This window comes from Candidatus Polarisedimenticolia bacterium (assembly GCA_035764505.1).
Taxonomy (GTDB): Bacteria; Acidobacteriota; Polarisedimenticolia; order Gp22-AA2; family AA152; genus AA152.
Genome location: DASTZC010000226.1, coordinates 19790 through 45049, shown reverse-complemented (window position 1 = coordinate 45049; position 25260 = coordinate 19790). Strand labels below are relative to the sequence as shown.

At 68.2% G+C, this 25260-nt stretch carries 19 protein-coding genes; 9 read left to right on the top strand and 10 right to left on the bottom strand.

The annotated features are described in order from the left end of the window. Positions 1-9: 9 nt before the first annotated feature. From VFW45_14995 to VFW45_14950, 10 genes are all read right to left on the bottom strand, one after another. Complete coding sequence (locus VFW45_14995; protein ID HEU5182090.1) at positions 10-987, bottom strand: hypothetical protein; 978 nt, start codon at positions 985-987, stop codon at positions 10-12. An 81-nt stretch (positions 988-1068) separates the two neighbouring features. Then, complete coding sequence (locus VFW45_14990; GenBank protein HEU5182089.1) at positions 1069-1977, bottom strand: NHL repeat-containing protein; 909 nt, start codon at positions 1975-1977, stop codon at positions 1069-1071. Next, complete coding sequence (locus VFW45_14985; GenBank protein ID HEU5182088.1) at positions 1974-3281, bottom strand: cytochrome c3 family protein; 1308 nt, start codon at positions 3279-3281, stop codon at positions 1974-1976. The genes VFW45_14990 and VFW45_14985 overlap by 4 nt, the downstream gene beginning before the upstream one ends. Next, positions 3262-5226 carry a cytochrome c3 family protein gene (locus tag VFW45_14980; protein ID HEU5182087.1) on the bottom strand — a complete coding sequence of 655 codons (1965 nt, stop codon included), beginning with the start codon at positions 5224-5226 and terminating at the stop codon, positions 3262-3264. Before VFW45_14980 ends, VFW45_14985 begins: the two co-directional genes overlap by 20 nt. Before the next feature lie 29 nt (positions 5227-5255). Next, positions 5256-6959, bottom strand: a complete 1704-nt coding sequence (locus VFW45_14975) for a peptidylprolyl isomerase (GenBank protein ID HEU5182086.1) — start codon at positions 6957-6959, stop codon at positions 5256-5258. Next, entirely contained in the window at positions 6956-8086 is a 1131-nt protein-coding gene (locus VFW45_14970; protein HEU5182085.1) for a hypothetical protein, read from the bottom strand. Before VFW45_14970 ends, VFW45_14975 begins: the two co-directional genes overlap by 4 nt. Before the next feature lie 25 nt (positions 8087-8111). Then, on the bottom strand, positions 8112-8687 hold the full coding sequence (locus VFW45_14965) for a GNA1162 family protein (GenBank protein ID HEU5182084.1): 576 nt from the start codon (positions 8685-8687) through the stop codon (positions 8112-8114). Between the two features lie 14 nt (positions 8688-8701). Further along, the gene (locus VFW45_14960; protein ID HEU5182083.1) at positions 8702-10873 is read right to left on the bottom strand and encodes a hypothetical protein; all 2172 of its coding nucleotides are present in this window, start codon (positions 10871-10873) and stop codon (positions 8702-8704) included. Positions 10874-10911: 38 nt separating this feature from the next. Beyond that, positions 10912-12342 carry a YncE family protein gene (locus tag VFW45_14955; GenBank protein ID HEU5182082.1) on the bottom strand — a complete coding sequence of 477 codons (1431 nt, stop codon included), beginning with the start codon at positions 12340-12342 and terminating at the stop codon, positions 10912-10914. A gap of 90 nt (positions 12343-12432) precedes the next feature. Beyond that, complete coding sequence (locus VFW45_14950) at positions 12433-13725, bottom strand: cytochrome c3 family protein (protein HEU5182081.1); 1293 nt, start codon at positions 13723-13725, stop codon at positions 12433-12435. Between the two features lie 532 nt (positions 13726-14257). On the opposite strand from VFW45_14950, the gene VFW45_14945 reads away from it, so the two are divergent. The 9 genes from VFW45_14945 to VFW45_14905 all read left to right on the top strand — a co-directional run bounded on the left by VFW45_14945 (position 14258) and on the right by VFW45_14905 (position 25186). Then, the gene (locus VFW45_14945) at positions 14258-15397 is read left to right on the top strand and encodes a TIGR04053 family radical SAM/SPASM domain-containing protein (GenBank protein ID HEU5182080.1); all 1140 of its coding nucleotides are present in this window, start codon (positions 14258-14260) and stop codon (positions 15395-15397) included. A gap of 278 nt (positions 15398-15675) precedes the next feature. Further along, positions 15676-15924: a 4Fe-4S dicluster domain-containing protein gene (locus VFW45_14940; protein ID HEU5182079.1), complete on the top strand. Its 249-nt coding sequence runs from the start codon at positions 15676-15678 to the stop codon at positions 15922-15924. Continuing rightward, complete coding sequence (gene vorB / locus VFW45_14935; protein ID HEU5182078.1) at positions 15905-17047, top strand: 3-methyl-2-oxobutanoate dehydrogenase subunit VorB; 1143 nt, start codon at positions 15905-15907, stop codon at positions 17045-17047. Before VFW45_14940 ends, vorB begins: the two co-directional genes overlap by 20 nt. Then, positions 17028-18488 (top strand): 2-oxoacid:acceptor oxidoreductase family protein, encoded by a 1461-nt coding sequence (locus tag VFW45_14930; protein ID HEU5182077.1) that lies wholly within the window; start codon positions 17028-17030, stop codon positions 18486-18488. Before vorB ends, VFW45_14930 begins: the two co-directional genes overlap by 20 nt. Then, positions 18485-19648: an alanine dehydrogenase gene (locus VFW45_14925; GenBank protein HEU5182076.1), complete on the top strand. Its 1164-nt coding sequence runs from the start codon at positions 18485-18487 to the stop codon at positions 19646-19648. Before VFW45_14930 ends, VFW45_14925 begins: the two co-directional genes overlap by 4 nt. Continuing rightward, the gene (locus VFW45_14920) at positions 19645-20976 is read left to right on the top strand and encodes an acetyl-CoA hydrolase/transferase C-terminal domain-containing protein (protein HEU5182075.1); all 1332 of its coding nucleotides are present in this window, start codon (positions 19645-19647) and stop codon (positions 20974-20976) included. Before VFW45_14925 ends, VFW45_14920 begins: the two co-directional genes overlap by 4 nt. A gap of 28 nt (positions 20977-21004) precedes the next feature. Beyond that, on the top strand, positions 21005-21961 hold the full coding sequence (locus tag VFW45_14915; GenBank protein HEU5182074.1) for a branched-chain amino acid transaminase: 957 nt from the start codon (positions 21005-21007) through the stop codon (positions 21959-21961). A gap of 14 nt (positions 21962-21975) precedes the next feature. Further along, on the top strand, positions 21976-24276 hold the full coding sequence (locus VFW45_14910; protein HEU5182073.1) for an NADP-dependent malic enzyme: 2301 nt from the start codon (positions 21976-21978) through the stop codon (positions 24274-24276). Between the two features lie 358 nt (positions 24277-24634). After that, positions 24635-25186: a sulfur transferase domain-containing protein gene (locus tag VFW45_14905; GenBank protein HEU5182072.1), complete on the top strand. Its 552-nt coding sequence runs from the start codon at positions 24635-24637 to the stop codon at positions 25184-25186. Positions 25187-25260 lie beyond the last annotated feature (74 nt).

Here is a 25260-nt window from a genome sequence, read left to right as displayed (position 1 = left end):
ACGGAAGCTCTAAGGAGTGGCTGCGGTGCCGCCCGCCTCGGCAGGCGGCTCGAGGCGGAATACCGCCACCCCCCGATCCCGCGCCTGGGTGACGTAGAGCGTGGAATGACTTCCGAAGGCGAGCTCGGCGGGACGGATCAGTAAGGCAGGACCTTCTCCCGCATCTCCGAATTCCGCGACGAACTCCAGATTCCTGTCGAACCGCATCACCACGCCGCGATTCTTGTCGGCCACCAGCGCGCCTCCCTGATCGTCGGCCACGATTCCGTCCACGACCCCGAAAGAGCCAGAAGTCGAGCCCGGATGTCCGAAGGAGCGGAACTCTCCCTGCCGTGGAACGACGAAGGCACGGAAGAGGGTCGGGACGGTGAACAGGAGATCGCCGTTCTCCGCGACGTCGAACCCCGCGATCTCGTGGCCGGCTCGCCGGAAATCCGCGACCTTGCAGCGCGCCGCCAGGTCGATCCGCTCGCGGAACCGCCCGCCGCGGTCGAACGACACCACCTCGAGGTCGGCCTTGGCGACGAGAAGCAGTCGGTCGGTCTCCAGGAACATGGCATTCGGCCGGAAGGAGACCAGCTCGGGCGGCAGCCCGGTGAGCGGCAGCTCCGCCTGGGGCCGGCCGCGGTAATCGCAGCGGAGAATGAACCACCGGAGAGGCTCCCCCGGCTGCAAGTCGAGGACCAGGAGAAGAAGCCCGCCGTCTTCCTCGACCACCAGGTCGTAAACCGTGCCCAGCGCAGGGTCGATCGTGAAGCTGTAAATCTCCATCCCGGCGGCGTTGAAGGTCCGAATGGTGTTCCCGAGGATCGCATAGATCTCGTCATGAGCCCTGTCGGCGTGGAGCTTCACGTCGCTGTAAGGAATCACTCCGGTGAAGTCGGAAAGGAGATACATAAATGAGGTCGGCGAGGCTGCCTGAGACATGGCGCAAAAAATGCCGGTGACGATCAGGACGGTGGTCGAGACGAGGAAGTTTTTTCGCATTTCGAGCCTCTTGGTACTACTCGAGCAAGCGATGTGCCAGATTGAGAATGGCACGAAGGCGCAAAATCCCTCGAGGAAGTCTCAATCGGCGAGGGAAAAAATCTGAATGCGCTGATTCTCGCGGTCGGCCACGAAGAGAAGGCCGGAGAGGGCGCAGAGATCGCTCGGGTAACGCAGCGACCCGACGTTCCAGCCCATGCCCGATTGATGCCCGTGGAACGAGCCGTCCGGCCCCAGGATGACGATTCCGCCTCCTGACTGATCGACGACGAAGATCTTGCCGTCGTGAACCGCCAGGGCGATGGGAAATTCCACCTCGTCCTTCATGCCGTCGGCCAGGGGCGCGAGTCCGGTGTCCGTGGCGCGGGCTGCCAGCAGCCGGCGTGCCGCGCTGTCGAGGACGAAAACCGTCCCGGCCGAATCGACTGCAAGATCCGTGAAGGAGCCGCCGCGCGCGGGCAGCGGAATCGTCCGGCGGAGCGCGCCGTCGGGGGCGAGCACCACGACACGGCCCGTTCCCACGTCGAGAAGATAAAGGTCCCCCGAAGCAGCGCGCCGGAAGCTCTGAACGAAGGGAGCGCCGGCCGCCGGTTCAGCCGGGACCGGGACCGTGCCCTGCAAGGCCCCGGCCGTCGACAGCCGGAAGATCTTGTGGCTCTTGCCGTCGAGAGCGAAGAGGGTTCCGTCTTCCGCCACCTGGACCCGCGACGGCGAAACGAGCTCCGGGATGCGGATCTCCTTGCCGGCCGTGATCTGCTCGCCGGCGATCGAGTAGGGGACGAGGCGGCTGTTGCCGGTGTCGGCCACCACCAGGGTCGATGCTCCGCAGCCGACTCCCTGCGGCTGGCGGAGCGGGGCTCCCGCGGCATCGACGTAGATCGGCGGCAGCGGCCTGAGCCGCACCCCGGAAGCGGCCAGGGCCAATCCGCCTGCGAGTCCCAGGCACAAGACGGCGCGCAGGAGCCGGGCGGTGGCGTTTCTGCGTCTCATCGACGCACCCCCTGATGGCATTGGACGCACAGCTCGGAATCCCGATCGAAGTGGGCGAGGCCCTGATGGGCGGCGCCGTGGGTTCGATGGCAGCTCAGGCAATCGACGGTCAGGTTCGGGTTGCGAGGGTCGACCGCCTTCTCGCCGATCGGATGGGTCGAATGGTTCTTCCACTCGTGGCAGGCGCCGCACACCTCCATCACGTTCGCGTCGTTCAGCAGGAAGCGGTGATCGGAAGCGTGCACCTCGTGACAGCTCCCGCACATCCCCTCTTCGACCGGAGGATGTTTCGTCTTGGACGTCTCCTGCCGGGCGATGGTGGCTGCGTGACAGCGGCCGCACAGCTGCTTCGCCGGCTGTCGCAGCAGCGCGTCCTGCGCGGAGGCGTGCGGCGAGTGGCAGTTCAGGCAGGCGACCCGGTCGGCGACCGGCAGGTGCACATGGCTGCGCGTGCTGATCTGCCGGAGCACCTCGCCATGGCAGGAGCGGCACAGCTCGGAGCCGGTTTTTCGCAGGCCGGTGGGATTGGGGCCGGTCGCGTCGAGATGGCACTGGGCGCACATCCGGTTGGCGGCCGGAGGATGGACCTTCGCCCAGAGCCCCCCCGCCTGGTCGGAGCCGTGCGGATCATGGCAGGAGGTGCAGCGCGCCTTGGCCACCGGGTAGCCGACGTGGCGCTTGACGAACTCCGGCGCGCTGGCGGTGTGGCAGCCGGTGCACAGCTCGGGGACGTCTTTCTTCAGGAGGAACTCTCCCGACCGTCCGCCGTGCGGATCGTGGCAGACGAGGCAGTTCTTCGCCGCGGGAGGGTGCGCGAACTTCGCGTGGGTCACATGGCCGACGAGCGCGGCATGACAGCTGGCGCAGGTCTCGTTGCCCACCGCCCGCAGCAGACTCGCATTCCGGCTGCCGTGGGGATCGTGGCAGCGGGCGCATTCGCCGGCCGCGACCGGCGCGTGCAGATGCGCGGCGCCGGGAGGCGCGATCGTCGGATGGCAGCGCGCGCACAGCGCCGCGCCGCTCGCCTCCAGCAGCTTGCCGTGCGACGAGGCATGCGGATTGTGGCAGGCGATGCAGTCTCCCGCCTTCACCGGCGCGTGCACGACCGGGAGGGCCGCGGCTTCCGCCAGATCCGCGTGGCACCCGAGGCAGACTTTCCCGGTCGCCCCGGGCTTGAGATGAAACTTGTCGGCCGAGGAAGCCGCCGGCGTGGCGGAGTGCGCCGGCGTGGCGGCGAGCGCCAGCGCGGCGAGCAGCCCGAGCAGCGCCCGGGGCGCGACCCGGTCAGTGGGCGGGGACCACATGGCATTCCTCGCACGAATGTCCGGCGAATGGAGCATGCGTCTGCTCCTTGAACAGCTTCGGGTCCTCCGACGCGTGGGGAGTGTGGCAACTCACGCAATTCATCACGCCGGGATCGATCCCGAGATGCGCCTTGCGGAAGCCCTCCTCTCCGGTGGCGTGGCATTCGGAGCAGAGCTGCGCGGTGGGCCGCGACAGAAGGGCTTTTTGCGGCGAGGCGTGAGGAACGTGGCAGCGCAGGCAGTCGCGCGCCGCGGGCGGGTGCGCATGCTGCTTCGCCAGCGCCTCCTTCAGATTCTGGTGGCACGAGAGGCAGAGATCGGGGCTCTGGACCTTCAGGAGCGCCGACAGGGAGGAGCGGTGCGGGTTGTGGCAGGCGGTGCACGTTCCCGACTGCGCCGGAGCATGGCGGCTGACGGTCTTTTCCTTGGTCTCGGTGATGTCGCCGTGGCAGTCGGCGCACAACGACACCTGGCTCTTCGCCAGCATGCCGGGGGTGTCCGAAGCGTGTGGATCGTGGCAGGTGAGGCAGTCGCCGGCCGCCACGGGCGCGTGGGCCGTCCCCTTGGCATCCTGCTGCGTCAGCTCGGAATGGCATTGCGCGCACAGCGTCTCCGCCGGGGCGCGCAGCAGCGCCTTCTGCGCCGAGCCGTGGGGGAAGTGGCAGGCGACGCACTGGCCGGTCAGGACGGGACGATGCACTTCCGCCTTCTGGAAATCGGCGCGGGCGTCGGTGTGGCAGCTGAAGCAGACCGCGTCGGCCCGCTCGCGCAGGATGGCGGGGACATCGGAACCGTGCGGATCGTGGCACGCCACGCAGTCGCCCGAGTCGAAGGGGGCGTGGAGCACCTTCGCCTCCTTCTCCTTCTTCACCCCGGCGTGACAGCCTTCACACAGCCCCGGCACCGGGGAGGCGAGCAGCGCCTTCCCCGTGCCGGCATGCGGCCGGTGGCAGGAGAGGCATGCCTTCTCCGCGCTCATCGCCGCGTGCGGATGGGCGGGAGCGCGCCCCTTCTCGGAGTGGCACTCCACGCACAGCGATTTGGGAGGCTCGATCAGCAGGGACGCCTGCTGCGAGGCGTGCGGGTCGTGGCAGGTCAGGCAGTCGCCGGTGGCGAAGGGAGCATGCTCGTCCTTGCCCCCCTGCTTGAGGGACTCGTCATCGTGGCAGGTGCGGCACAATTTCCCCGCCTCGTCGAGGAGCGCGAAGGGCTTCTCCGATCCGGGCTTGGCGTGGCAGGAGCCGCAGTCCGCCGCCGCGGCCGGGGCATGCACGTTCGGCTTCATCAGCCCCTTCTCCGCGGAAGAATGAGGGTCGTGGCAGGATGCACAGCGCGCCTTTTCCACCGGGTAGCCGCCGTGCGCCTTGCGGAAGCTGTCGCGCGTGGCGTCGTGGCATGAGAGGCAGAGGGGCGCCTCGCCCTTCACCAGAAGCGCCGGCTGGGCCGAGCCGTGCGCCTGGTGGCAGGCGACGCACCCCTGCTTTTGCAGGACCTCGTGCACGAAGCGCCGCTCGAACGGCTTGCGGTCGTGGCAGGAGAAGCAGGCCTGCGGACCTTCGGCCTTCAGCAGCCGCGGCGCGGCCGATCCGTGCGGATCGTGGCAGCCGGTGCACTGGCCCGACTTCACCGGCGCGTGGACGTGGGCGGCGTCCAGGCCGATCTTGTCGCGGTTGTGGCACTCGAGACAGAGCTGACCCTGCTCCTTCTTCAGAAGAAGCTTCGGCACGATCCCGTGCCGCAGGTGGCACTGCTCGCAGTCTCCGTTCTTGACGCCGGGATGGAGGTCCGGCAGGGAGCGGATGCGATCGGCGAACTGCTTGTGGCAGTCGAGACACCCTTTTTTCTGGAACTGCCGGGTGGGGCCGCCGCGCGGCTCGGCGGCGGCGGAGGAGATGCAAGCCGCCAGGAGGAAAAGCGGCAGCCACCCGAGTCGGGCGCGGCGCACCGCCCGGCGCCTGTCCGGGAAAGCCCCTTTCACCTGCGCTTCCCCGAAGCTTCCTGCAGAAGCGAGGCGAGCGTCTTGCCGTCGGCGAAGGTCTTCACCACGGAGGCGGCCCGCAGCTTCGCGGTCCATTCGTCGAGCGCCGCCTGCCGTTTCTGCCTGTAAAGAAGCGAGGCGATGTCGCTGCGCACACTGTCGAAGGGGCGCGGCGAGGCCGGAACCACCTGGCGGATGGCGAGGACGTAGTGCGGCCCGGCCGGGGAGGAGGCCAGCCGCAGGTCGCCGCCCGTGGCGCCGGCGACCGCGTTGCGGATGGGCTCGGGAAAGGTGCTGGTGACCACGAGGCCGTTCCCCAGATCGGCCATCTCGGGAAAATGCTCCCGATCCGCCCTGCCCGGCGCGTTCGCCTGCATCCACTTCATATCGGCCCCCTTCTGGAGCTTCTGGAAGGCCGACTGCGCATCTTCCCGCCGGCCGAAAGCGATCCCCTCCAGGCGCATCATCTCGGGCGATGCATAGTCCTTCGCATGGGCGGCATAGTAGCGCTGCAGCTCGTCGTCGGTAAGATGGATGTCCGGATGAACCACCTTCTGCAGGAAGGCCTCGAACAGGCGCTCGTCCTCGCGCTCGCGCAGCGTGTCGCGAAACTCGGCGGTGCTCTCGATCTTGAGCCGCTTCGCCTCCAGCAGCGTGGCGCGCTCCATCAGGACCCGATCCAGCAGCCGGGGAAGACTCTCGTTGACCCGCTTGCGCTCGATGGCCTCCTGCACGCCATGGTAGAAGTTCTTCTCCACTTCCGCCGTGAGGTCCTTCACCAGGACCGGCGGATCTCCCTTGACGCGCGCCAGCACCCGGGTGTCTTTGCGCAGGGCAGCGAGGCCGGGTGAGGCGGCCTCATAATCCAGTTTTGCGAGCAGGCCCTGGTCGACCTGGAAATAATCGCGGCGCATCCGAACCTTCGCCTGCTCGAGGCGCGCCTGGCGCCGCGGCTCCAGGAGGTCGCGCTCGGCGGCGGCGCGGTCCGCGGCCTCCACGGGATACCGGATCTCGAGGAGGTGCGCGACGGTGAACCCCTCCGTGATGCGGAGCGGCTCGGTCACGCCGCCGGGCTTCAGCGCCAGGATCGGATCGGCCACCTCGGGGCGCAAGGCATCGGGCTTCATGGAGGCCGCGGGCCCCGGCTCCCGGGCCTTGCCGGCGGAGAAGGCGGCGCGCGCCAGGGCGCCGAAGTCGCCTCCGCCGCGTACCGCGGCGACGAAGGCGCGGGCGTCCTCCTCGCGCGTGAAGAGCACCGACTCGACCCGCAGATCGCGGACCGACTCGCGGGCGCGCTGGTCGATCTCGGCGGGGGAGGGGGGCGGGACATCCTTCACCGCGTCGCGCACCACGAGGCTCTTCACCAGATCGAGGCGGTCGTCATCGAGGCGCTTCTTGATGTCGGGGAGCTGATCGAGGCCGATCCTCCTGGCTTCCTGCGCCACCAGCCGCGCATCGATCATCCGCTGCAGGATCCGGGAGGGATCCGCCTTCTTCACCGGGGCCGCCGGCTCGGCGATCCCTTCATGCAGGCTGCCCACGTGGCGAGCCAGATCTTCCAGCGTGACCGGCTCGCCGTTCACGGTGGCCACCGCCTCCTTGCCGGCGAATACCGGCAGCCGCGCGGGAGACGCTGCGGCGCCGATCAAGGCCGCGAGGCCGCACAGCAGGATTCTCGACGGGACCTTTGGCGTGCTCATCGTGCTCCTTTGGGACCCTCGAGAGTCGCCACGAGGGACCGGGACATTTCTGAGGTCAGGAGGTGGGCGGTCGGGATCCGGCCGAGGCCGAAAAAGACGGCTCCCTCGAAGCCGCGCTCCTGGCTGATCGAGGACCAGATGACCTGCCCGCGCTGCGTGTCGATCGCGCGCACCGAAAAATCGACTGCCGGCTCGAACCCTGCGGGACCTCCTTCGACATATTCCGTGACTTCTCCGAACAGCGCCAGGTCCACACCCAGGACCGCGCGCAGCAGGTCGGCTTGCGGGACCGAAAGCCCTTCCTCCTGGATCAGCCGCGACTGGAGGAGCGTCTCGCGGACGACTCCGGGCTCGAGCACCTCCAGATTGCTCCCGTTCACCAGGGCGCGAACGATCTGCAGGGTGACAATCTGGCCGGCATCCGGCGCCGTCGTCCCGTTGGCGAAGGGAAGCACGGCGGTCTTCGCGGCCGCCTTCCAGGCGCCCGCCCCTTCCGGAGACCGGAAGAAACTGCGCGGCCGGCGGCTTCTCGCCGCCTTCTCCGGCCCGGGACGCTTGACGTGGCCCAGCCTCCAGACGGGATCGAGCGAGCCGGCCAGACGGTCGATGGCCCGCTCCTCCAGGAGCGCGACGTCGTAGACCAGGCCGAGGTCGAGCACCCCGGGCTTCTCGTCGCCGGCGCCCGAGGCGGCATCCATCCAGAGGATGCGCGGCTCCGGCCCGGCCGACACGAGGCGCGCGGTGAGCGCGAAGCGTGGGACGGAGCCTGCGTCGAAGAGATCGACCGAGGCGACCAGCACGGCGCCGGCCCCGGTCTCCTCGCGCAGCGACTTTCCCACCTCTCGGGAGATCCCGCCGACCCAGCGCACCCTGTGCCGGCGCAGAAACGCTTCCGTCGCGTCCGGCCGGAGGACCCGCAGTCCGCGGGCCTCCAGGGCCTCGCGGAAGCGCTCCCCGATCTCCTCCGCCGGCGCCGCCGCGGCCGAAAGGTCCTCGAACGGGAAGACGGCGATCTCCTCCGCGGGGGCGGGGACCCGCAGGTCCTCCGCGCAGAGCCGGCCGCGAGAGCCGACCGCGGCCGCAACGGCCATCAGGGCGGCCGCGAGCCGCCGGCGGATGAGCATCATGCGAGGTTCCCTAGGGGGCGTCATTCTACTTGAAAAGCTCGTGGATCAAGTCTTCCACCGCTTTGGCCGTGACCACGTTCATCGGCTCCCCGCCTCCTCCGAAGAGGCGCTTGCCGGCGCCGATCCCCCCTTCGGTGGCGGAAGCGCTCCAGACGACCTTGCCGGTGGTGGATTCCATCATCGCGACGTTCACCGAGATCACGTTGGCGCTCGCCGAGGCGGAGCGCACCTCGCCGTATTCCAGCAGGCTGCCGGTCAGGATCGCGTCGGCCTCGAGGTTCTTCGCGAGCTTCACCGCCTCCTCGGCGGTCGGCGCCGACGGATTGGCAAGACCGGTCCGGGAGACGGCCCGGGCCACCTCGCCGGGAGGAAGGACGTAGAACGCGCCGGTCGCCTGCAGCATCGTCATGAAGACGTCGCGCACCCGCTCCTCCGCCTTGGCGCTCGTCGTCAGGTTCGCGAAGGGAAGCACCGCCACCTTGTGGAGGGTGCTGAAGTCCATATTCGGGTCGTGGAACGTCGTGCGTTCCCCCTGCGAGGTGGCGCACGCCGAAAGCAGCGCCAGCATGCCGGCCAGGGACATCATCCAGATGCGCTTCAAGGGGCGGGTCCTCCTCAGAACCATATCCGCGTGCTGAACGTTACGATGTCGGACGAGCGATCGTCCAGGGCGGAATTGAACTCGGCGCTCTCGTAGGCGGCCTCGAGATACCAGCGGTCGGTGACGTTCCAGCGCACACGTGGAGAGAAGATCCGGCTCTCCGCCTCCAAATCCGAGCGGTACGAGTCGTCGAAACGGAACAGAATCTGGAGCCGCCCGTCGGGGAAAGGGGCCCAGCTCGCCGACGAGCTGCGCGTGAAGCGGACCGGCAGGGAATTCTCGCGGTCCCGCCGGTAGGAGAAGAACATATAGAGGGTGGCGAAGGGCCGGAACGTCACTCCCGCCTCCTCGGCCTGCCGCTCCACCGGCACCTCCTCCACCAGGTGCCCGCCCTGGCGGTTCCCCGAGTCGTCCTGAACAAGCAGGCTCAGGGTCACCGCCGGGTGCGGGTCGAGGGTCGTCAGGACGTCGACCTCCCGCATCTCCGTGCGCTCTCCGTCCTCGGTCAGCACGGCCGAGCGCCCGAGACCCAGCCGCGCGCTGATTCCCCGGTAGAGCTCGGCCTGCGTCGTCCAGCGCACCCCGGCCGAATCGCTTGGCAGTCCCTCGTGCTCCGAGGATCGGCCGCTGAACACCAGCGTGCTTTCCAGGGTCGACAGCGGAACCGCCCGGAGCGACGCCGTATAGAGGTAGGTGGTGCGGTCGCCATCCGACTCGTGGCTGTCCTCGCGGGCCACGCGGGCCATCGTCGAGTAGACCGGATTGAAGACGTGGTGCAGCGAGAATCCGTTGGAGATCGTGCCGTAGACCGGAAAGTCCTCGATCTTCCGACCGAAGGCGGAGAACTCGTAGGTCACGGCGGGACGATCGGTCAGCCGGAGCCTCAGGCTCGTGGTCAGGAGCTGTGTGGTCAGCTCGTTCCGGCCGGTCGCATCCGCCGCCGCGGTCCGGACGGCGGCCTGCAGCTCGGTGATGAAGATATTGGGAAACTGGGTCGCGTTCGGAACGCTGGCGGCAAGAGGACGCACCGCGAGCTTGACGTAGCGGGCGTCCACGGCGGTGAAGCGAATCTCGAAGCGGGTCACGAACGGCCCGAACAGCGCCGGAAAGATGGTCTGCTCGAGCTGCCAGGTCACGTTGTCGGCGCTGGTGTACAGCTCCCAGGAGAACGAGCCGGAGACCGCGGCCGGGAGGTCGCGGTCCACCCAGACGAAGAGAGTGTTCACGCGGGTCGTCGCCCCGAAGTCGAGCCCGAGATTGCGCGGACGGACGTCCCCGCCGATCGGCGGCAGCCCGAGGTCGAGCCCGACGCCGGCGATCCGATCCTCGTCGATCAGCGCGGGGGTGGCCGCCAGGAAGCCGTCGGCCGGGGTATCGTCGAGGCCCGACAGACCGCCGATGGGAAACAGCGGCGTGAGCACCTCGCCGCCGCCGCTGCTCGTCACCTCCTCCGACGTCTTGTGGATGTCGTATTCCCCGCCCACCTGGAGGCGCTGGTCCCACCAGGAGTCGCCATAGTCGACCCGTCCCGAATGGGAGATGCGGTTCAGCTGGAAGTCGTTGATCCGATCGTCAATCTCCTCGAGGGCCCCTCGGTAGTAGATGTGCACCGAGTCCTTCACCTCGTCCTCCAGGACCAGGTCGAGCAGGTCGGTGTTGGTGTCCTGGATCACGCGGTCAGGATCGTAGTCGTGGGTGCGCAGGAACCGCAGGGTGGTTTGCGGAAAGCGCTCCGGCCTCCATCCCAGGGTGGCGTTCACGATCTCCTGCACGGCTCCGAGGGAGGACCCGTCCGAACGAAAGGTGTCTTCGTTACGATACCAGCCCACCGAGGCCGACTGGATCGGCGTGCGCAGCGTGGCCGTGACGTAGGGCCGGACCTTGCGCTGCAGCGTCTCGAGATCGACGTCGTTCAGGGAGGCCTCGGTGAAGTCGCGCTCGTACAGACCTCCGGCCATTACCTGGAGATTCGGATACAGCCGCCACAGGAAGTCGACGCTGTAGCGCTGCAGGAACGAGTCGCTCAGCACGTCCGTGACCCCTCCATCCACCAGGTGAGTGCGGTCCCGCGAGGCCGCCAGCTCCGCGTATCCCGAGACGTCCTGGGCGCGCGCCCCGGAGGTGGGGATGAGCAAGCCGGCCACCAGGACGGCGAGCCACGATGCCGGAAATCGCCTTGGCTGCATTCCCGGCGCGCGCGCGCGTCCGCGATCCACACCACCCGTCACCTTTCTCCGACCAGGGCCGCGTAACGGGGATCGGCCCCGACGTCGGTGCGCGCGGCGGCCGTCTTCCCGGCGATTCCGATCCGGCGCGCCTCCCCGGACCCCGGCAAGGTGAGCACCAGGGCGTTTCCCTCGTCGTCGATGGTGACGAAGGAGATCTCGCCGTCCACCGGGATGGAGTCGGTGGGCAGGAGGGAGGCAGGATCGAAGATCTCGAGGATCCCCGTTTTTCGGCGAGCCAGGTAGATCCGGTCGGTCTTCGGATCGACCTTCAGCGCGGTCGCCCCGGGACCGACGTAGGTGCGGGCGACTGCCGCGAGCGTGTTCGTGTCGAAAATCGTCAGGTAAGGGGAGGCGCGATGAATGACGTACAGGCGCCTGCCGTCCCGGTCGAGCTGTCCGCGCAGCGGCCCCGCCTCCGTCCCCAGGGTGGCCACCACCGCACGCGCCGCCACGTCGATGACGGTGATGCTGCTCGAGCCGGTGTTGAACAGGTAGGCGCGCCGTCCGGCCCGATCCAGGAGAACCGATCCCGGCTCGTTGCCGACCGAAACGCGCGCGCGCTCCACGAGCGCCAATGCGTCCACGATGCTGGCGCTGCTGGACCCGGCATTCGCGGTGACCAGCGTCTGGCCGTCGGGGGTCAGCGCGACCTCCACCGGCTCGTCCCCGACCCGCAGGTTCAGCCGGGCGAGCACCGCCTGCTCGAGGAGCCCGATCGCTTCAATCCGATCCTCCCCGGTGACGGCAACGTAGGCGCGCCGCCGGGCGGAATCCAGCGCCAGCCCCCCCGGACGGCGTCCGGTCGGGACGATTCCGGCAATCCGGCCGGACACCTTGTCGAAGATCGCCAGCTCGTCCGAGCCGCGCGCGCTGGCCAGGGCAATCAGGCCGGACGGCGGCCGGGGCGGCGCCTCGGCCACGAAGGACGGCTGGAAGCGCATCCCCTCGGTCATCGAGCCGGCATGATCGAGACGCAGCGAAATCACCACGGGCTGCTTTTCCTGCACCGTGAAAAGAAAAGGAACCGTGACGGCGGCGTCGGTGCCGAGGGCGCCGCCCCCTTCGCCCGTCAGGGCGGCGGAGCCGATCCGCAGCTCCAATCCGGCGTAGCGGCCGGGGGGGGCCGGCCCCGAGGCGAGCCGCCGCTCGCGATCGGGATCTCCCGCTCGGAGGCGATTGAATGCGAGCTGCAGCGGAATCAGCGATCCATCTTCCCGCACGGCGGAGGCTCCCTCCAGGAGAACCTCGAGGCGGGCAGCGTCCGGGGGAAGCGGGAGGAGGTAGAGATGAATGCGGGCCTCGTCCCTCGGAAGCGGCGACTTGTCGACGAGCCTCGAAGCGGCACAACCGGCCGCTGCGAAGAGAACGAGCAAAGCTCCTGCCAGCGCTCTCAAATCGTCCCCGGGAAGGACGGGCCATCGGCCCAATTCGGGCCTCAGCCTAACACGACAAGGGGCCGGCCAAGCGGCCGGCCCCTGAGTCTTTCCGGGATCCGGGCGGGAGCCCGGATCGTCCGGTCAATCCTTCGCGTGGCACTTGTTGCAGTACTGCCTCTGAGCCGCGGCGAAGACCGTCGGCGGACGATCGTAGTACGCCGCCTTCATCTGGTTCACCGTGTAGCCGCGGTTGTACTGGCCCTGGTTGCCCATGCCGGCATCGACACCCGGGTAGACCGGGGCGCCGGTTCCGTCGGCCAGCGTCAGGAACTCCGACTCGCTGTTCCAGCGCATCCCAAATCTCCAGCCGCTGGCGTGCGCGCGGTGGCAGGAGAGGCATCCGATTCGATCCGTCCCGGCCGGGCCGGTCAGATCGGAATCGTCGTTGAGGGCCTGGAGGGCGAGGGTCGCCACGTCATTGGTGTTCTTGGCGAAGGGGACGAGCGACGTGTAAGAGTTCGCCGAGCTCCCGGTGAGATCGCCGGTCTTGATGTAGGAGTTGTAGATGTCGGCGTTCGCGTTGAGCTGAGCGTCGACGACGTGGACGAGGTTCGAGGCCGTGTCGGAGTGCATGCCGGTGTGGCAGGTGGAGCACCACTTGCCCCAGGAGACGTAGCCGCTCGTGGTGCCGTGCCCGTACGCCACCCGGGTCTGGGTCGCGGCTTCCGTCCGATTGTAGGTGTTTGGAACCACGGCCGCCGGCACTCCGGGGAAGCTCGGGCCGCTGTCGAAGGCCTGGTAGGCCGATCCGCCGAGCAGGCGGTAGACCCCCGCCGCCATCCCCGGGCCGGGGACGAAGCCGTAGGAGCCCGACTCCTCGATCGGCGCGGAGACGCCGACGCTGGTGGGATAGACGACGCTGCCGTCGTCGAGACGGCGGGCGCGGCTGTGCGGATCATGGCAGCTGATGCAGGTCAGCTCCGACGCCGGCATCGTCCCGCCCGGAGCGGTGGGACCGTCGACGAAGGTGTAGCTGTTGTCCATCGCGATGATGTTGTGACCGCGAGTGAATCCCTGGTTGTTGACGGGGCTGCCGAAGGTGGAGAGGGCCGTGAGGTTCTGCCGCAGCCAGCCGAAATCACCACCGGGTGTGCGCTGCTTGGGAATGTCGGTCGCATTCAGCAACTCGCTCGCCGGAGTGCTGATGTGATAGCTGCTCGGCCCGGCGTCGCCGGTTCTTTCATGACAGCGCAGGCAGGTGGAACCGGCGTCGCTCTTCATCAGCAGGTGGCTCGAGCTGGGGGAGCTGTGCATGCTATGGCAGCCCGTGCAATAGGCGACGCCACCGTCGTGGAACGCCCATACCGGCGTCCCCCACAGGAAGAGCGCCGCCACGGAGGCCGTCACCGCGACGATCTTGGTTAGCGTTCTCATGTGCGCCTCGTGTGCTTCCCCTTGAGGGAAGGAGTTGGTCCGTTCATCCCACGGTGAATCCCGCATTCACTCTGCTCCCCGGCCTTTCATCACCTCCCTGCTGGGGGGGAGTCGCCCGCGAGACGTTCGCGGTTTTTGCTTGGATCCAGGGCGCCGGGAGAGAGAACGGCTGCAACCCTTTGCCGTTGCCTGCCCCTGCCCGCCGCAGCAGAACTGCAAGAAGCGTGCACGGCGAAAACACAGGAACGAAATCTCTGCTTCCCCATGGAAACGCTGCAAAAACCGGTTTGCGCGCGGGCAAGAGCGAGGAACCGGGCTCGAGGCGAGCGAAAGATTTGCGGGGAATCGAGAGGCTCTGCGAAATTTTTAGAGGCAACCGGGTCGCCTGAAGGCCCGTGAGCCGGGGTCGCCGGGGCACCGCGCCGAGCGCAGGGGGAATGAGCGTGGCACAGTCGTTGCTGTACCTCCTGCGAAGGCTGTCCCCGTTTCCCGCCTCGAGGCGTGGCACGCGGGCGTCGAAGGAGCGGTCGCCATGATGAAGATGCCCCGGCTGGACTACGATCGCACTCCCTTCCTGATCATCTGGGAGACCACCCAGTCCTGCGATCTCGCCTGCCTGCACTGCCGGGCCTCGGCCCAGCCGCTGCGCCATTGCGACGAGCTGACCACCGAGGAAGGAGAGGACCTCCTGCGCCAGGCGGCCGGGCTCGGTACTCCGATCTTCATTCTGAGCGGCGGCGATCCGCTCAAGCGCCCCGACCTGATGCGCCTGATCCGCACGGGAGCGAACCTCGGCCTTCGCATGGCCACCATCCCGGCCGCGACCGAGCGGCTGACCGAGGAGGTGGTGAAGGATCTGAAGCAGGCCGGGCTGAGCCAGATGGCGCAGAGTCTCGACTACCCGACCGCGGCGCTGCACGACGCCTTCCGCGGCGTTCCCGGCGCCTATGCCAAGACGATGCAGGCGGTGGAATGGGCCCACCGGCACGATCTTCCGCTGCAGATCAATACGACCCTGTGCGCCGAGTCGGCGCCCTATCTGGAGGAGATGGCCGAGCTGGTGACCCGCCTCGGCGTGGTCTTCTGGGAGGTCTTCTTCCTGATCCCGACGGGCAGGGGATCGAAGCTCAACGGGTTGACCGCCGAGCAGTGCGAGGAGCTGTTCGAGATCCTCTATCAGGTGCAGAAGCGCTCCGAGTTCCTCGTGAAGGTCACCGAGGCACCGCATTTCCGCCGTTACGTCATGATGCGGGAAGGTTTGCGGGGCTCCGCGCCGACGGGGAGCCGCTCGGGGCAGTCGCTGCCGGCTCAGCTCGTGCGCACCGAAGGACCCGGGCATACGATCGGCCTTGCCTCCCAGGGGGTCAATTCAGGCAACGGCTTTCTCTTCGTCTCACACCTCGGCGACGTCTATCCGAGCGGCTTCCTCCCGGTGAAGGCGGGCAACATCCGAACGGCGCCGCTGGCATCGATGTACCGGGAGACTCCGCTGTTCCGCAGCCTCCGCACTCCGGAGAGCTTCCTCGGCGTCTGCGGACGATGCGAGTTCCGCGGCGTGTGCGGCGGCTCGCGATCCCGCGCCTTCGCGCTGACGGGGAACTATCTCGCGAGCGATCCGTGGTGCGCCTACCGGCCGTCGCCGGCCGGCGCGGCGGCTCAAGCTGGAGTGTGAGGGAACCGTCCCGCCGGGTGTCCGCCCGGGATGCGAAATCCCACCAAGTCTCTCGCTTCCTCCCACCGCAAACGATGCGCGAGAACTGAGCGCCGCCGCAGAAGTTTCGGCGCGCCGGGAATCACGACGCGCCGCGCGACGCGAAAGAACCTGCTCATCGCGCCTGAAAGGCCCACAAACCCGCCTCCACGGCGAGGCTGAGGTCCCCGGGATCTCATCGATCCATCCTCGTGAATCAGGCACGGACCCTGCTATGCCTGTTGCCGAGGAGGATCGCCATGCCTGGTGCAAGAGCGCACGGTTGGGTCGTGATCAACAGCGAGGAATGCAAGGGGTGCGGCCTGTGCATCTCCGTCTGCCCGGGGAATTGCCTGTCGCATTCCGCGGGCTTCAATCACCAGGGATATCACCCGGTCAGGTTTGCCGGCGAGGGGTGCCTGGCCGACAGCCACTGTTTCTATGCCTGCCCCGAGCCGGGGGCCATCGCCGTCTACAGGAGGGATGCCGATGAGCAGCCCGCTGCCTAAGGGAGCTCGACGCGCCGAGCCGCGCCTGATGAAAGGGAACGAGGCGGCAATCCATGGAGCCCTGCTGGCCGGCTGCCGATCGTTTTACGGATATCCCATCACGCCGGCGAGCGAGCTGGCCGAAACGGCGGCGCGGCTGTTCCCGCCTTGCGGCGGCACCTTCCTGCAGGCGGAAAGCGAGGTTGCGGCCATCAACATGCTGTATGGCGCATCGTCGGCCGGTGAGCGCACGATGACCGGGTCCTCCAGCCCGGGCATCTCCCTCATGATGGAAGGGGTCTCCTACGCGGCCGGCTCCGAGCTGCCGATCGTCGTCGTCGACATCATGCGTGGGGGCCCCGGCCTCGGGAACATCGGTCCCGAGCAGGGCGACTACTTCCAGGTGGTCAAGGGCGGCGGCCACGGCTGCTACCGCAACATCGTCCTGGCGCCTGCCTCGGCGCAGGAGATGGCCGACCTCACGGTGCTGGCCTTCGAGCTGTCGGACAAGTACCGCAATCCGGCCTTCGTCCTGGCGGACGGCTTCGTCGGGCAGACGATGGAGCCGGTGAAGCTGCCGCTCGCACCGACGGCTCCACCCGCGCGGCCCTGGGCGGTGCGGGGCGATGCCGCCACCCGGCACAACCTGATCACCTCCATCTTCCTGTCCCACGACGCCCTCGAGCAGCACGAGCGCGGTTTGCAGGTCAAATACGAGACGATCCGGCAAAGCGAAGTGCGCTACGTCGAAGAGGCCGTGGCCGACGCGGAGATCCTCCTGGTGGGCTATGGCATCGTCGCGCGCGTGCTGCGCCGTGCGCTGGTCCTGCTGCGAGGCGCGGGGATTCGGGCCGGGCTGCTGCGGCCGCTGACGCTCTGGCCTTTTCCCGAGGCGGTCATGCGCCGGCTGGCGCACCGCGTCGCGAAGATCCTCGTCGTCGAGCTGAGCGCCGGGCAGATGGTGGAGGACGTGCGGCTGGCTGCCGGCGAGCGATGTCCGGTCGCCTTCTACGGTCGCATGGGAGGCAATGTCCCTTCGGCGGAGGAGATTGCCGCCGAGGCGGTCCGGGTCATGGAGGGACGGCGCTGGGCGGCGGCGTTCAAGCCGGCGCGGGAGGTGAGTCATGCTCAAGCTGCTTCATGAGCGGCCCCGGTCGTTCTATCCGGCCTTCGATCGCAAGGACGGAGACCCGACGGTCACCCATTACTGCCCGGGCTGCGGCCACGGCAACGTGCACAAGCTGGTGGCGGAGGCGGTCGACGACCTCGGGATTGCCGATCGGATGGTCTTCATCAATCCCGTCGGCTGCTCCGTCTTCGCTTACTACTATCTGGACGTGGGGCACATCCAGGCGCCGCACGGGCGGGCCCCGGCGGTCGCCACCGCGGTCAAGCGGGCGCGACCCGACAGCATCGTCATCGTCTACCAGGGAGATGGGGATCTCGCCGCCATCGGTGGCAACGAGATTCTGCAGGCGGCCGCGCGCGGCGAGGACCTGACCGTCATCTTCATCAACAACGCCCTGTACGGGATGACGGGCGGGCAGCTTGCTCCCACTTCGCTCGTGGGCCAGATCACCTCGACCACGCCCCGCGGACGCGCCCCCGAGCAGGAGGGCTATCCCATCAAGGTCTGCGAGCTCCTCGGCTCGCTGGATGCCCCCGTCTACCTTGAGCGGGTGGCTCTCGGGGACGGTCGGCATGACCTGCAGGTCCGGCGGGCCGTCCGCAAGGCGATCAAGAACCAGATGGAAGGGAAGGGCTTCTCCCTCGTCGAGGTGCTGTCCCCCTGCCCGACGGGCTGGAAGCAGGAGCCTCCCGACTCGGCGAGGTGGGTTCTGGAAACCATGACGAAGACGTTTCCGCTGGGTGTGAAGCGCGACGTGAGAGTCGAAGGCCGCAAACCCACCGGAGCACGCCGCCGCGTCGAGCCGGTCGATGTGCCAAAAGTCCTGGGGCTCGATGCAGCCCAGGCCGTTCCGGGAGGGACGCACGACGGCTGGTCGGCCGAGGCGATTGAGCCGCGCTTCCGGAATCCGCGCATCAAGGTGGCCGGCTTCGGCGGCCAAGGAGTGTTGTTCCTCGGCACGGTCATCGCGGAGGCTGGCATGTTGAGCGGCCGGGCCGTCTCCTGGCTGCCTTCCTATGGCCCCGAGATGCGCGGCGGCACGGCCCACTGCCACGTCATTCTGAGCGAACACGAAGTCGACTCGCCGCTGGTGAGCGAGGCTTCGGTGCTGTTCGCCTTCAATCGGCCCTCCCTGATGAAATTCGCGGAGGACGTCGGGCCCCAGGGTCTCATCATCTACGATTCGGGGCTGATCCAAGATCCCCCACCGTTGTCCGACCGCGAAGTTCTGGCCGTTCCCGCCACCTCCATCGCCGAGCATCTGGGCTCGGCGCGCGCCGCCAACCTGGTGGCGCTCGGGGCCTGGATCGGCAGGACCGGCATTCTTCCGGTATGGGCCGTGCGCGCGGCACTGCAGCAGCACGCGCTCAAGCCGGGCGCCCTGGAGCTGAACCTCAACGCGCTGGAGGAGGGGATCCGTCAGGCGACCCCCGCCCTCCGCGGAGGAGCATCATGATCCTGGGAGTCCCGCGGGAGCGCGTCGCCACGGAGCATCGCGTGGCGCTGACGCCGGCCGGGGCACGGTCCCTCGTCCATCAGGGACACGTGGTGGTGATCGAGTCGGGAGCGGGGCGGGCGGCGCGCTTCGCGGATGAGAAGTACGCCGACGCCGGGGCCCGCGTGGTGTACGGCACCGACGAGGTGTTCGGCAGGGCCGACCTGGTGATAAAGGTCTCGGCTTTGGCCGCGGAGGAAGTTCCGCATCTGCGCGAGGGCCAGGCCATCCTCGCCTTCCACCACCTCGCAGCCGCCTCCAGGAGCCACCTCGAGGCCCTTCTGCGCCGCGGCGTCACGCTGATCGGATTGGAGATCCTGGAGGACTCCCACGGCGACGCGCCGGTTTTGCACGCCATGAGCGAGATTGGCGGCCAGCTCGCGGTCGGCGTCGCGGCCCACCAGCTCCAGACGCTTTCCGGCGGCCGCGGCATCCTGCTCGGCGGCTCGATTGGCATCCCGCCGGCGCACGTCGTCATTCTCGGAGCCGGCGTTTCCGGGGTCGCGGCCGCTCGCCGCGCGGTCGGCAATGGAGCTCAGGTCACGCTGCTCGACACGAGCCTGACGGCGCTGCGCCGCGCCGACGAGATCTTCGGGCGTGGCATCGTCACGGAGGTCTCGCACCTGGCTTCGGTGGATCGCGCTGTCGCCTATGCCGACGTGGTCATCGGAGCGGTCCTGGTGCGCGGCGAGCGGGCGCCGCTGATCGTCACCCGTGAGGTGGTGCGAAGGATGAAGCCGGGCGCCGTGATCATCGACCTGGCGATTGACCAGGGGGGGTGCGTTGAGACCAGCCGGCCGACCACGCTGGCTGATCCGGTTTTCGTCGAGCACGAAGTGGTCCATTGCGCCGTGCCCAACCTGAGCTCCGCGGTGGCCCGAACCGCGTCCCTGGCGCTTACTTATGCCGCCCTGCCCTTCGTGGAGACGCTGGCAGCGCGCGGCCTCGACTCCACTCTGATGCGCGAGCCGGGCTTCGCCCGGGGCCTCTATCTCTACCAGGGCGAGCTGGTCTGTCCCAGCGTCGGCCGGGCATTCGGGCTGCGCGCCACCGCGATCGGCGAAATCGTCGGGGCGCCCCAGCCGATGGCGCCGTCAGCCGCGGCAGGGAGGCGCCCGTGAGCTGGTTCACGGCCTATCGTGCCAAGGTGACGACGCCCGAGAAGGCCATCGAGCGCGTCCGCTCGGGAGAGCGCGTCTACATCCATCCGGGGGCATCCGAGCCGGAGGCCCTGGTTCGGGCCTTGATCGCCCGGGCCTCCTCCCTGCGCGACGTGGAGATTATCCACCTGCTCACCCTGGGAGATGCCGGTTACGTGAGGCCGGGCATGGAGCCGCACTTTCGGCACACCGCCATGTTCGTCGGCGCCAACGTGCGCGAGGCGGTCAACGACGGGCGCTCCGATTACATGCCGATCTTCCTTTCGGAGATCCCCTCGCTGTTCCGCGGGGCGATGCCCATCGATATCTGCCTGATCCAGGTGTCGCCGCCCGACGAGCACGGCTTCTGCTCATACGGCGTCGGCGTGGACACCACCAAAGCGGCGGCCGAGGCGGCGCGCCTGGTCATCGCCGAGGTCAACCAGCAGATGCCCCGGACCCTGGGCGACTCCTTCATCCACATCCGCAAGCTCGACGCCATCATCGAGACCGACCATCCGGTCCTGGAGCTGCCGCGGCATCCCGCCGGCGAGCTGCACCGCCGCATCGCGCGGCACGTCGCCGGGCTGATCGAGGACGGCGCCACCCTGCAGATGGGCATCGGCGGCATCCCCGACGCGGTCCTGGCCGAGCTGGGAGACCGCCGGGACCTGGGAGTGCACACCGAGATGTTCTCCGATGGGGTGGTGGACCTGATCGAATCGGGGGTCATCAACAACGAGCGCAAGTCTCTGCACCGGGGGAAGGTCGTGGCGGGATTCCTCATGGGAAGTCGCAGGCTCTACCGCTTCGTCCACAACAATCCGATCATCGAGCTGCACCCGACCGAGTACACCAACGATCCTTTCGTCATCGCCGCCAATGACCGCATGGTGGCGATCAACTCGGCGCTGCAGATCGACCTGACCGGGCAGGTGTGCGCCGACACGATCGGGACGTCGATCTACTCCGGCTTCGGCGGACAGGTCGATTTCATCCGCGGTGCGGCGCGCTCGAAGGGCGGCATCCCGATCATCGCACTGCCGTCCACCGCCAAGGGCGGGCGCGTGTCGCGCATCGTGCCGATGCTCGACCTCGGGTCCGGGATCGTGACAACCCGCGCCGACGTGCATGCCGTGGTCACGGAGTATGGGGTCGCCCGGCTTCACGGCCTCTCTCTGCGGCGGCGCGCCGCGGCGCTGATCGCCATTGCGCATCCCGACTTCCGGGAGGCGCTGACGGAACATGCCGTTGCCCGCCACCTGCTCGACGGCTCCGCGAGCCGCGAGGCGATGGTCGGCGGTTATTGAGCGGCCGCGAGGCCGAGGAGGGATCAACATGGCGGAGCAGGTTGTTTTCCTGAACGGACACTTCATGCCGGAATCGCAGGCGCGCATTCCGCTGCTGACCCACGGCCTGCAGTACGGCACGGGAGTGTTCGAGGGGATTCGCGCCTACCGTGACGAGGAGAGCCGCGAGGTGCTGCTGTTTCGTGCCACCGATCACTTCGCGCGCATGGCCCAGAACGTGAAGTTCCTGAAGATCCGGATGCTGGCCCAGCCCGCGGATCTGGCCAGGATTGCCGCGCGGCTGATCCGCCTGAACGGTTTCGAGACCGACGTCTATGTCAGGCCCATCGCCTTCAAGGCGGCCACCAAGGTGGGCGTCAACCTGCCTGTTGAGGAGTCCTTCGCGATGATCGCGGTGCCCATGGGGGACTACGTCGACACCCGCAAGGGGCTGCATTGCGGCATCTCATCGTGGCGGCGGCTTCAGGACAATTCCATTCCGTGCCGGGCCAAGATCTGCGGCGCCTACGTCAACTCCGCGCTGGCGGCGCAGGAGGCGCGCGATCGGGGCTTCGACGAGGCGATCTTCCTCAACGAGGAAGGGCGGGTCGCGGAGGGGAGCGCCATGAACCTGTTCATGGTGCGCGACGGGCGCCTGGTGACGCCCGACGCTTCCCAGGGAATCCTGGAAGGGATCACGCGGGACACCATCATCCGCATGGCGCGCGAGGTGCTGGACGTCCGCACCGACGAGCGCGGAGTGGACCGGGCGGAGCTGGTGGTGGCCGACGAGCTCTTCCTTTGCGGGACCGCCGCCCAGATCGCTCCGGTGACGCGCATCGACGGGCGCGTGATCGCCAACGGCGCTCCGGGTCCCCTGACCCTGCAGCTGCAATCGCTCTACGAGCGCGTGGTGCGGGGCAGAATCCCCGAATACCGCGCGTGGGCCGAGCCCGTGTACGGCTACGATCGAACGGCGAAGGCGGCGGTTCCGGCCGTGGCTTGATGAAGGGAGAGCCCATGGATCTTCACCGCGAGGCACTGAGCTACCACCGTGGCGGCCGCCCCGGAAAGATCGAGGTCGTCGCCACCAAGCCCTGCAGGACCCAGCGCGACCTGTCGCTCGCCTATACGCCCGGCGTGGCCGAGCCGTGCCGGGAGATCCAGGGGAACCCCGAGTCGGTCTACGAGCTCACGGGCAAGGGCAATCTCGTGGCGGTCGTCAGCAACGGCACGGCGGTGCTGGGATTGGGCGCCATCGGCCCGGCGGCCGGCAAACCGGTCATGGAGGGGAAGGCAGTCCTTTTCAAGCGCTTCGCCGACGTGGACGTCTTCGACCTGGAGATCGATTCGACCGACCCGGAGGAGGTCATCCGGACCGTGCGTCTGCTCGAGCCGACCTTCGGCGGCATCAACCTCGAGGACATCGCCGCCCCGGCCTGCTTCCGGATTGAGGAGGAGCTGATCCGGACCATGAGCATCCCGGTCTTCCACGATGACCAGCACGGAACCGCGATCATCGCCGGGGCTGCCGTGGTGAACGCCCTGGAGCTGCAGCGCAAGCGTCTGACGGAGGTGCGCGTGGTGTTCGCGGGCGCGGGGTCGGCGGCCATCGCTTCGGCAAAGATTCTCCTGGCGCTGGGCATGCAGACGAATCAGATCCTCATGGTGGATCGCTCCGGCGTGGTCCACAAAGGACGCGAGAAGGGGATGAATCCCTACAAGGCCCTCTTCGCCACCGACGAGAAGTGCCGCACCCTGGCGGAGGCGATGCGCGGCGCAGACCTGCTCATCGGATTGAGCGAAGCCAATCTGGTCACCCGGGAGATGGTGGCATCGATGGCGCCGAGGCCGATCATCCTGGCGATGGCGAATCCGGATCCGGAGATCCCCTACGACACGGCGCGCCGCGTGCGGGATGACCTGATCATGGCGACGGGAAGGTCGGACTTTCCGAACCAGGTCAACAATGTCCTGGGATTTCCCTTCATCTTCCGTGGGGCCCTCGACGTGCGGGCCGCCGCCATCAACCTGCCGATGAAGCTGGCGGCCTTGCATGCCCTGGCCGGGCTGGCCCGCCAGGCGGTTCCCGAGAGCGTGCTTTCCGCTTACGGTCAGGGGCGCTTCACCTTCGGGCCGGAATACATCATTCCCAAGCCCTTCGATCCGCGAGTCATCACCTGGGAGGCGACGGCGGTGGCGCGGGCGGCCATGGAGTCGGGCGTGGCCCGGCGCTCGGTCGATCTCGAGCAGTACCGCGAACGGTTGGAGAGCCGCCTGGGCCCCGCGCGGGAGGCGATGCGGATCATCACGCATCGCGCCCGCAAGGATTCGCGCTCGATCGTTTTCCCCGAGGGGACCCATCCCCGCATCCTTCGGGCCGCGACGGTCCTGGTCGAAGATCGCGTCGCGCGGCCCATTTTGCTCGGTTCTGCGGAGGCGGTGCAGGAGGCGGCGCGGGACCTGGGGGTGCCGCTTGCCGGGGTGACGGTCGTCGATCCTGCACGCTCCAAGGTGGCCGACGCCGCCGCTGACACGCTGTACGCCCTGCGGCGGCGCAAGGGCGTGACGCGCGAAGACGCCCGCCGGATGGTCCTCGATCCCGACATGTTCGGGGCGCTCATGGTCGCGCGCGGCGAGGCGGACGCCCTGGTCTCCGGGGTGACGCGCCACTATCCGGACGTCATCAGACCGCTGCTGCAGATCATCGGGACCCGCCCCGGCGTGCAGCGGGTCGTGGGTGTGTTCCTGATGACCTTCCGCAACCGATCGATCTTCGTCGCCGACGCGACCGTCAACGTCGAGCCCGACGCCGCGACGCTGGCGGAAACCGCCATCCTGGCCAGCGATCTGGCGTGTCGCTTCGGTCTCGAGCCGAGGATTGCCATGCTGTCGTTCTCGAACTTCGGCAGTGTCGGACATCCCTTCGCGCGGAAGGTCGCCGAGGCCACCCGCATGGTCCGCGAGCGGCGCCCCGACCTGGTGGTGGACGGCGAGATGCAGGCCGACACTGCCGTGGAGCCGCATCTGGCGGAGACCGTGTTCCCGTTCAGCGCCATCCGGGGGGATGCCAACGTGCTCGTCTTCCCGGATCTCTCCGCCGCCAACGTCGCCTACAAGCTCCTGCACCGGCTTGGAGGGGCCGAAATAATCGGCCCGATGCTGGCCGGCATGGACAAACCCGTGCACGTGCTGCACCAGGGAAGCACGGTGAGCGACATCGTGAACCTGGCGACGATCGCGGTGGCGGACGCCGCTCTGGCTCGAAAAGTGGATTTGCCGGCGACCGGCGAGGCAATGCTGGCCGCGGCACAGGATTGAACCAAGGCGCGGTCCGGCCGCGCATGGAGGTCGCGATGCTCGGCAATTCTCGTGAAGCGGACAGGAAGGGCTCGATGCGATGCCAAAGCGATGCTGGCGCAAGCGAAGGGCGGATGCGTGAGTGGCGCGGAACGGGGCTGTGCAGCGAGGCGCAGGCCGACGGGGTGCCCTGTTCCTGCCTTGGAGGCTCCTGCGACACCTGCCGGCACCGCCTAGACGACTCGAGCCACACATCCTCGGAAACGGCGACGGGATTCCGCTCATGAGAGGCTTCGGCGCGATAATCCGTCGCTTCTCAAGCCCTCGGGACTCACCCCGGCGCCTGCACCCTTTTGCGGCGGCGATCTTCTGTGGACTGTTGATCGGGTTGGGCGCCGCTTCGGCCCTGGAGCCGACTCCATCCGTCGACCCCGCGGTGAAGAAGTCGGAGGCTCCGGGGATCAAGAATTACTCCCTGCTGGAAGGCTCCCGCGGTTATGGGGGCGCCAGGTTCGGCTTCGGCGGGGCGACCGAGCCCTCGGCGATGGCCTTCCTCAAGAAGCAAGGCTTCGCCTCGGTCATCAACCTGCGGGCCGCGACCGAGGAAGGCGCCGACGTCGAGGCGGGCAGAGCGGCGGCCCTGCAGGCGAAGCTCGCTTACTTCCATATTCCTTTCGATCCGGCCCATCCCGATCCGGATGTGGTCGAGAAGTTCCTGGCCGTCCTGGGCGCTCCCGCGAACCAGCCGGTGTTCATCCATTGCAAGTCGGGAAACCGGGTGGGCTCCCTGTGGATGATCAAGCGCGTCCTGAAGGACGGATGGACCATCGACAAGGCCCGCGAGGAGGCTGTGGCGATCGGGCTCGCGACGCCGCAGGCCGAGAAATTCGCTCTCGACACCATCGCCCCGGTGCCCACGGTGCGGAAGTAGCGGACACCGTCGGCGACGTGACGGCGTTCTCGCATCGGGGCGACACGAGAGATGGTTCCCGTCAGCGGCACGAG

What these genes read in the sequence shown, in the direction of transcription:
- VFW45_14995 (HEU5182090.1), bottom strand. Translation starts at nt 987, where the DNA reads ATGCGAAAAAACTTCCTCGTCTCGACCACCGTCCTGATCGTCACCGGC.
- VFW45_14990 (HEU5182089.1), bottom strand. Translation starts at nt 1,977, where the DNA reads ATGAGACGCAGAAACGCCACCGCCCGGCTCCTGCGCGCCGTCTTGTGC.
- VFW45_14985 (HEU5182088.1), bottom strand. Translation starts at nt 3,281, where the DNA reads ATGTGGTCCCCGCCCACTGACCGGGTCGCGCCCCGGGCGCTGCTCGGG.
- VFW45_14975 (HEU5182086.1), bottom strand. Translation starts at nt 6,959, where the DNA reads ATGAGCACGCCAAAGGTCCCGTCGAGAATCCTGCTGTGCGGCCTCGCG.
- VFW45_14970 (HEU5182085.1), bottom strand. Translation starts at nt 8,086, where the DNA reads ATGATGCTCATCCGCCGGCGGCTCGCGGCCGCCCTGATGGCCGTTGCG.
- VFW45_14960 (HEU5182083.1), bottom strand. Translation starts at nt 10,873, where the DNA reads ATGCAGCCAAGGCGATTTCCGGCATCGTGGCTCGCCGTCCTGGTGGCC.
- VFW45_14950 (HEU5182081.1), bottom strand. Translation starts at nt 13,725, where the DNA reads ATGAGAACGCTAACCAAGATCGTCGCGGTGACGGCCTCCGTGGCGGCG.
- VFW45_14945 (HEU5182080.1), top strand. Translation starts at nt 14,258, where the DNA reads ATGATGAAGATGCCCCGGCTGGACTACGATCGCACTCCCTTCCTGATC.
- VFW45_14940 (HEU5182079.1), top strand. Translation starts at nt 15,676, where the DNA reads ATGCCTGGTGCAAGAGCGCACGGTTGGGTCGTGATCAACAGCGAGGAA.
- vorB (HEU5182078.1), top strand. Translation starts at nt 15,905, where the DNA reads ATGAGCAGCCCGCTGCCTAAGGGAGCTCGACGCGCCGAGCCGCGCCTG.
- VFW45_14930 (HEU5182077.1), top strand. Translation starts at nt 17,028, where the DNA reads ATGCTCAAGCTGCTTCATGAGCGGCCCCGGTCGTTCTATCCGGCCTTC.
- VFW45_14925 (HEU5182076.1), top strand. Translation starts at nt 18,485, where the DNA reads ATGATCCTGGGAGTCCCGCGGGAGCGCGTCGCCACGGAGCATCGCGTG.
- VFW45_14915 (HEU5182074.1), top strand. Translation starts at nt 21,005, where the DNA reads ATGGCGGAGCAGGTTGTTTTCCTGAACGGACACTTCATGCCGGAATCG.
- VFW45_14910 (HEU5182073.1), top strand. Translation starts at nt 21,976, where the DNA reads ATGGATCTTCACCGCGAGGCACTGAGCTACCACCGTGGCGGCCGCCCC.